General features: G+C 64.4%; 7 protein-coding genes. 2 read left to right on the top strand and 5 right to left on the bottom strand.

Annotated features, from left to right (window positions below; all coding sequences use genetic code 11):
- Positions 1-189: 189 nt before the first annotated feature.
- The gene (locus KYK29_RS20435; RefSeq protein ID WP_254692748.1) at positions 190-1,134 is read right to left on the bottom strand and encodes a nucleoside hydrolase; all 945 of its coding nucleotides are present in this window, start codon (positions 1,132-1,134) and stop codon (positions 190-192) included.
- 184 nt (positions 1,135-1,318) lie between these two features.
- Between KYK29_RS20435 and KYK29_RS20430 the strand changes: the two genes are divergently transcribed.
- Complete coding sequence (locus tag KYK29_RS20430) at positions 1,319-1,750, top strand: Hsp20 family protein (protein ID WP_254692747.1); 432 nt, start codon at positions 1,319-1,321, stop codon at positions 1,748-1,750.
- A gap of 132 nt (positions 1,751-1,882) precedes the next feature.
- Entirely contained in the window at positions 1,883-2,140 is a 258-nt protein-coding gene (locus tag KYK29_RS20425; protein WP_254692746.1) for a BQ00720 family protein, read from the top strand.
- A gap of 128 nt (positions 2,141-2,268) precedes the next feature.
- Here the strand turns inward: KYK29_RS20425 and trmB are convergent, their stop codons facing one another.
- The 4 genes from trmB to lnt all read right to left on the bottom strand — a co-directional run bounded on the left by trmB (position 2,269) and on the right by lnt (position 6,690).
- Positions 2,269-2,982, bottom strand: a complete 714-nt coding sequence (gene trmB / locus KYK29_RS20420) for a tRNA (guanine(46)-N(7))-methyltransferase TrmB (RefSeq protein WP_254692745.1) — start codon at positions 2,980-2,982, stop codon at positions 2,269-2,271.
- Positions 2,983-3,101: 119 nt separating this feature from the next.
- A complete protein-coding gene (metK, locus tag KYK29_RS20415) occupies positions 3,102-4,346 on the bottom strand; it encodes a methionine adenosyltransferase (protein ID WP_254692744.1) in 1,245 nt (414 codons plus the stop codon).
- Positions 4,347-4,530: 184 nt separating this feature from the next.
- Positions 4,531-4,950 (bottom strand): helix-turn-helix domain-containing protein, encoded by a 420-nt coding sequence (locus tag KYK29_RS20410; protein ID WP_254692743.1) that lies wholly within the window; start codon positions 4,948-4,950, stop codon positions 4,531-4,533.
- Positions 4,951-5,109: 159 nt separating this feature from the next.
- On the bottom strand, positions 5,110-6,690 hold the full coding sequence (lnt, locus tag KYK29_RS20405; protein WP_254692742.1) for an apolipoprotein N-acyltransferase: 1,581 nt from the start codon (positions 6,688-6,690) through the stop codon (positions 5,110-5,112).
- Between the last annotated feature and the right edge of the window lie 42 nt (positions 6,691-6,732).

Raw genomic sequence — 6,732 nt, 5'->3', positions numbered from 1 at the left:
CGCGCCGCGCCGCAGCCGGCGCGCAACCCGCCGGCCGGCCGCGCCGTCGCGAGGACTGCCGGCAATGCGGCGCTGGCGCGGGACGACTGGGAGGAATTCTGATCGCCTGCCGGCATCGCCGGCACACTGAAAAACGGAGGCCGGCGTTTCCGCCGGCCTCCGATATCGGTCCGATCTCCGGCGCCCGCGTCAAAGGCGCGCCAGGCGTTCGCCAAGAAGCGCGAAGAACCCCTCCGCATCGATATCCCGCATGACTTTCGCATTGGGCTTGCGACCGGTCACCCGCCACCAGTCGACCACCGTCATGCCGGCGGTCAGCGGCGACTGCGTCTCCACCTCGACGTTGCAGTCACGACCGGAGAAGAGCCCGGGCTTCAGGAGATAGGCGATTACCGTCGGATCGTGCAGGGGCGCGCCGTCCGAGCCGTATTTCTCCACGTCGAAGCGTTCGAAGAAATTCAGCATCGCGATAAGCGCAAGCGCCGGCCGGTTGCCGATCGCGCGCAACGCCTCGACGCGGCGCCTCAGGGTCATGACCTTATGCGTGACATCGAGCGGCATCATGACGATGGGCATACCGGAACGGAATACCGCGTGCGCCGCCTCCGGATCGACGTAAAGATTGAACTCGGCCGCCGGCGTGATGTTGCCGCCTTCGAAGAAGCCGCCGCCCATCATCACCAGTTCCTGCACCCGCCCCGCGATCTGCGGCGCCTTTTCCAGCGCCAGCGCAATATTGGTGAGCGGCCCGAGCGTACAGAGCGTCACCGTGCCGGGAGGCTCCCGCATCAGCGTCGCGATAATGAAATCGACGGCATGCTCCGACTGCAACGGCATCTGCGGCTCATGCAGTTCCGGCCCGTCGAGGCCGGTCTTGCCATGCACATGTTCGGCCGTCACCAGCGGACGCGCCACCGGCCGCTCGGCGCCGGCGAAAACCTTCACATCCGGGCGCGAGCAAAGTTCCAGCACGATCCGCGCGTTGCGCGACGTCAGCGACAGGGGCACATTTCCGGCGACCGTCGTAAGCCCCAGGATTTCCAGTTCCTTCGGGCTTGCGAGCGCCAGCATGATCGCTGCGGCGTCGTCCTGGCCGGGGTCCGTGTCGATGATGATCTTGCGTGGCTCGGCCATGCCGCCTCCGTTCCTTCGTCCTTACGCGCCCTTCACGCGGAACGGCAGTCCGCGGCGACTATATTTGCCCGGCGCACAATCGCAAGCGTCTTGCACCGTCGCGGGCCAGCCCCCATATTGGCTTCGGCGGGAAGGCCGATTGCGGGTCCCGTCACGGTCGCTTGACAGCCAAGGACTCGAAAAAATGTCGCGCATAACGCCTTTCACAAGCCCGTTGCTTCTGGGCTTCGACACCATGGAAAAGACCCTTGAGCGCCTCGCCAAGGGCAATGACGGCTATCCGCCCTATAATATCGAACGCCTTCGCGCCGACGAGCAAGCCGATTCGCCCGAACGGCTGCGCATCACGCTGGCGGTCGCCGGGTTTTCCGAAGACGAACTCGATGTGACGACCGAGGAAAACCAGTTGGTGATCCGCGGCAGGCAGGTCGACAGCGGCGAGCGGGACTACCTGCATCGCGGTATCGCCGCGCGCCAGTTCCAGCGCACCTTCATGCTGGCCGAGGGCATGTATGTCAGCGGGGCGGAACTGCGCAACGGCCTGCTGTCGGTGGACCTCGTGCGACCGGAACCCGTCCGCATGGTAAAGAAAATTAACATTTCCGTACCAGACTAGAGCATGAGCCGTTCCTGCGGGAACACCGCCGGATCGTCTCATGCATAACCTGATCGTCGAACGCGCCGATGGGCCAGCGTGGCCGCGCGCGTCGGGCGGCCGGCTGCTGCCGGAACTGCCATGGAGGCAAAAATGGGACTGAAAACCACGACCCCCACCGTCTCGAAGGCCGATCTTGCTCATCTCGGCGCTGGTGAAGTCGGCTATATCCGCAAGATCAAGGCGGATGAAGTGTCGCGCTGCTTCCCCGAAGCGCCGGAAATCGACCCGAGCCTCGATCTCTGGGCGCTGTTCGGCGCCGACGGAACGCCGATCCTGCTGACGGACAACCGCTCCAGCACCTTCTTCAAGGCCGCAGAGGACGACCTGCGCACCGTCAGCCTGCACTGACGGCGCAGCGCCGGGCATGGAAAAGGACCGCGACGGCCTTCAGGCCGTAGCGCGGTTCCGGTTTTCACCGGTACGGTAGAACCGCCCTATCTCTTTGTTCAAGCCGCATTTCCGGACGCAAAACCGTTTCACGCTTTTGCCGGAAACGCTCTAAGGAAGGTCAGATAGGCCGAGCCGCGCCCTTCCCGGCGGGCCTTCGCCTCATAGCGCGTGCCGGGCCAGCCGGCAAAGGGCGTGAGCCAGTCGGCGGCGTTCTCCGCCGTCCACGAAAAGGCCGGATGTGCACCGCAATGCATCAGCGTCCAGTTGACATAGCTGTCGATATCGGATGCGAAGCAGAACAGGCCGCCCGGCTTCAGCACGCGGGCGAAGCGATCCAGATTGACGCTGGAGACGAAGCGTCGCTTCCAATGTTTCCGTTTCGGCCAGGGATCGGGATAGAGCAGGTCGATCTGGTCGATCGACGCCTCCGGCAGCCAGTCGAGCAGTTCCGTCGCATCGTCGTCGTAGAGCCGGATATTGCGCGCGCCCGTCTCCTCCACCCGCCCCAGGAGCTTGGCCATGGAATTGACGAAGGGCTCCACGCCGATGAAGCCCGTCCCGGGCGTTTCCAGAGCGCGATGGATCAGATGCTCGCCGCCGCCAAAGCCGATCTCCAGGCGGATACGGGCCGGGCGCTCCGCAAAAAGGGCGGCGGCATCGGCGGGCGGCGGCGCTGAAAGATCCACCTTCAGGGCCGGCAGCAAGATTTCCAGATGATGGGCCTGACGCTCCCGCAGCGGCTTTCCCTTGCGCCGGCCGAAGAAGGCCTCCGTCGAACGGGTGCGATGCGGTTCGGTCATGGGTTCATCCAGTTGGTGCAAACGAATACGGGCGCTCCGTGACCGGAGCACCCGTTCTTTACGATCAGCCTGCGCGCGCGTCCAGTGCGCAACCGGCACCGGGGAAAGACCGGTCCCGTTCAGGCGGCGACCTTCAGTGCTTCCTTGAGCGGCCTCACCAGATCGAGCCTCTCCCAGGAGAAGGCGCCATCGCGGCCGGCCTTGCGGCCGAAATGGCCATAGGCGGCCGTCTTGGCATAGATCGGCCGGTTGAGATCGAGATGGCGGCGGATGCCGGAAGGAGAAAGGTCCATGACCTGGCGGATGGCCGCTTCCACCTGTTCCGCCGCGATCCGGCCGGTGCCATGCAGATCGACATAGACCGACAGCGGCTGGGCGACGCCGATGGCGTAGGAAAGCTGGATCGTGCAGCGGTCGGCCAGTCCTGCCGCCACGACGTTCTTGGCGAGATAGCGGGCCGCATAGGCCGCGGACCGGTCGACCTTGGTGGTGTCCTTGCCGGAGAAGGCGCCGCCACCGTGCGGCGCAGCGCCGCCATAGGTGTCGACGATGATCTTGCGGCCGGTCAGGCCCGCGTCGCCATCGGGGCCACCGATGACGAACTTGCCGGTCGGGTTGATGTACCAGACGCAATCGTCGGCGATCTTCAAGTCGGAAAACGCCTCGCGGATATAGGGTTCGACGACCGTGCGGACCTTGGCGGAATCCCATTCCGGATCGAGATGCTGGGTGGAGAGCACGATCGAGGCGACGTCGGCCGGCTTGCCGTCGACGTAACGGACGGTCACCTGGCTCTTGGCGTCGGGGCCGAGTCTCGCCGCCTCGCCTTCGCCCTTCTTGCGGGCGGCGGCGAGAAGCTGGAGAATACGATGGGCGTAGTAGAGCGGCGCCGGCATCAGTTCGGACGTCTCGCGGCAGGCATAGCCGAACATGATGCCCTGATCGCCGGCCCCCTCGTCGCCCTGCTGGTCGGCGGCGTTGTCGACGCCCTGGGCGATATCGGCGGACTGGGAATGCAGCAGCACGTCGATCTTCGCGGTCTTCCAGTGAAAACCGTCCTGTTCGTAACCGATGTCGCGGATCGCCTTGCGGGCGGCCGCCTTGAACTTCGAGGGATTGATCACCTCGTTGCCGTTCTTGTCCTTTTTCATCAGGCTCGGCGGCAGGCGGACCTCGCCGGCAATGATGACGCGGTTGGTCGTCGCCAGCGTTTCGCAGGCGATACGCACCGACCAGGGGTCCACGCCGGTCTTGGCCGCTTCGCGGTAGATCAGATCGACGATTTCATCGGAGATACGATCGCACACCTTGTCCGGATGCCCCTCGGCAACGGACTCGCTGGTGAAAAGGTAGCTGCTGCGCATGCGGGAATTCCCCTCAAAGAAGATGGACTCCGCATGTGTTAGTCAGTTCGCTCGCAAAAGACAAGCGCAGAAAGACATAAGAATATGCTTATGTCTCGGGGTGGATCGATAGGAACACAATGATCCCGCCAAACGAAAAAGCGACCGGAGCGGCCGCTTTTTCGTTCTCATATGGCCGATGGGATCAGTCGGCTTCGGCCTCGGTGGCCAGCGCCTTGACGAGGTCCACCAGTTTGCGACGCACCTTGGGGTCGCTGATCTTGACGAAAGCCCGGTTGAGTTGCAGCCCCTCGGAGGAAGACAGGAAATCCACCACGTAGTTCGAACTGGATGCCTCCGAAAACCCGCCCTGGGCATCGGTCTGCTCGCCGGGAGCATCCTCGAAAAAGAAGGAAACCGGTACGTTCAGAATGGTGGAGATGTTCTGGAGCCGGCTCGCTCCGACGCGGTTCGTGCCCTTCTCGTACTTCTGGATCTGCTGGAAGGTGATGCCCAGGCTTTCCCCGAGTTTTTCCTGGCTCATGCCGAGCATGGTGCGCCGAAGCCGGATACGGCTACCGACATGAATATCGATAGGATTCGGCTTCTTCTTGTTTTCCGCCATAATATGAGTGTCCTAAACGCGTGGAACTTGCCCCAGCCACCACGACGGCTATCGTGAAACAGGCCTTGTTTGCGGGGAAACGCGCGAAAGCCTTCCGTCTGTGTCACACTCGTAGAACCGTCGGCGCGCACTATGCAATTTTAGGGGTTACCGGTCAATTCATCCCCGACGAAAAGCGGTGCGCGCGACAAGCGCCAGCAGGAAGAAAAAAGCGATCACGCCCCAGAACACCATCCGGTGGCGTTCCGCAGCCGCCGGATCGTCGAGCCTGCCGGGCAGCGCCGCGTCGACAAAGCCGGGAACGTCATAGGCGAGCCCCGTGACGATACGGCCGCGGGCGTCGATGACGGCGGAAATCCCGTTGTTGGCGCTGCGCACCAGCGGCAGGCCACGCTCGACGGCGCGCAACTGTGCCTGCTGAAAGTGCTGATAGGGACCCGGCGTCCGACCGAACCAGGCGTCATTGGTGACGTTGAGCAGGGCGGAGACATCCTCGGCCTGCGCGCCAATCTCGTCGGGGAAAATCGCCTCGTAGCAGATCAGCGGATAGAGGCGCTGCGCCGCGACCGTCAGCACCTGATGATCGCGCGCACCGGAAAATCCGCCGGGCATGGCGGCGACCGCACTCACGCCGAAGCTCTGCAACAGATCCTCGAAGGGCATATATTCGCCGAAAGGCACGAGATGCACCTTGTCGGCGGCCGCCGTGATCTGGCCCTTGCCGTCGATCACATAGACGGAATTGTAATAGCGCGGCGGCTTGCCCGTCCCGCCATCCTCGGTGCGCACGGCGCCGGCTACCAGCATCTGGTCGTCATCGAGAACCTCGGCGATCCGCGACAGGGCATCGGGATTATGGGTCAGGATGAAGGGGATCGAGGTTTCGGGCCAGACGATGATATCGGGCCGGCGGCCGCCTTCTTCCGCCGGCGCGGCGCTCAGCGCGAGATGGCGCTCGAAGATCTCGGCCCGCGCCGAATCGTCAAGCTTCATCGCCTGATCGATCACCGGCTGGACCAGCCGGACGACCGCCTCCGCCGACGCCGGCACGGGCCGGACATGGAGCGCATGGACGCCATAGCCGACATGGGCGGCGAAAAGCACGCCCGCAAGGGCGAGGCCCACCTTCCACCCGCGCCGCGTGCCAAGGAGCGCGGGCATCGCGAAGACGAAGACGGCAAGCGCATTGATCGCGGCGATCCCCAGCGGCGCGGCCGATTGCATGAGCAGCGGCACCGGCATCGCACCATAGCCGACGGCATTCCAAGGAAAGCCGGTGAAGAGGAGGCCCCGCAGCCACTCGCTTACCCCGAAAGCGGCGGCAAGCGCTGCGATCCGCCCCCATCCATCCGACCAGAACAGACGGGCAAGCGCCGTCGCCAGTCCGTAATAGAGCGCCAGAAACGCCGGCAGGCCGAAAACCGCAAGCGGCAAGGCCCAGGCAAAATCCTCCGCCTCGACCAGAAGCGCATTGCCGAGCCACCACAGACCGCCGACGAAGTAACCGAAGCCGAAGAGCCAGCCGATGCGGAAGGCCGGCGCGAGGCGGCGCAGGCCCGTTGCACCCGGCGCAGGCGTGGCGCCGTCAAGCAGCCAGACAAGGAGAGGCAGGGAAACGAAAAGCGCGGCGAAGAAGCCGAAGGGCGGAAGCGCCAGAACCGAAAAAAGGCCGGCGCCGAGCGCCGTGAACGCCTGTCCTGCTCCCGAAAGGAGCATGACCCTGCCCGCCAGCCGCTCCATGCCGTCCCCTTTTTCGTCCCGCCCGAATCAGCCGCGCCAGTC

Origin of the sequence: Shinella daejeonensis (assembly GCF_024281235.1) — a bacterium.
In the GTDB taxonomy this organism is placed as follows: domain Bacteria; phylum Pseudomonadota; class Alphaproteobacteria; order Rhizobiales; family Rhizobiaceae; genus Shinella; species Shinella daejeonensis.
This window is presented reverse-complemented; position numbering and strand designations above follow the sequence as displayed.

Bases quoted from the DNA above. Each gene is read 5' to 3' on its own strand.
- trmB (WP_254692745.1), bottom strand. From the start codon at position 2,982: ATGACCGAACCGCATCGCACCCGTTCGACGGAGGCCTTCTTCGGCCGG.
- KYK29_RS20425 (WP_254692746.1), top strand. From the start codon at position 1,883: ATGGGACTGAAAACCACGACCCCCACCGTCTCGAAGGCCGATCTTGCT.
- metK (WP_254692744.1), bottom strand. From the start codon at position 4,346: ATGCGCAGCAGCTACCTTTTCACCAGCGAGTCCGTTGCCGAGGGGCAT.
- KYK29_RS20410 (WP_254692743.1), bottom strand. From the start codon at position 4,950: ATGGCGGAAAACAAGAAGAAGCCGAATCCTATCGATATTCATGTCGGT.
- KYK29_RS20430 (WP_254692747.1), top strand. From the start codon at position 1,319: ATGTCGCGCATAACGCCTTTCACAAGCCCGTTGCTTCTGGGCTTCGAC.
- KYK29_RS20435 (WP_254692748.1), bottom strand. From the start codon at position 1,134: ATGGCCGAGCCACGCAAGATCATCATCGACACGGACCCCGGCCAGGAC.
- lnt (WP_254692742.1), bottom strand. From the start codon at position 6,690: ATGGAGCGGCTGGCGGGCAGGGTCATGCTCCTTTCGGGAGCAGGACAG.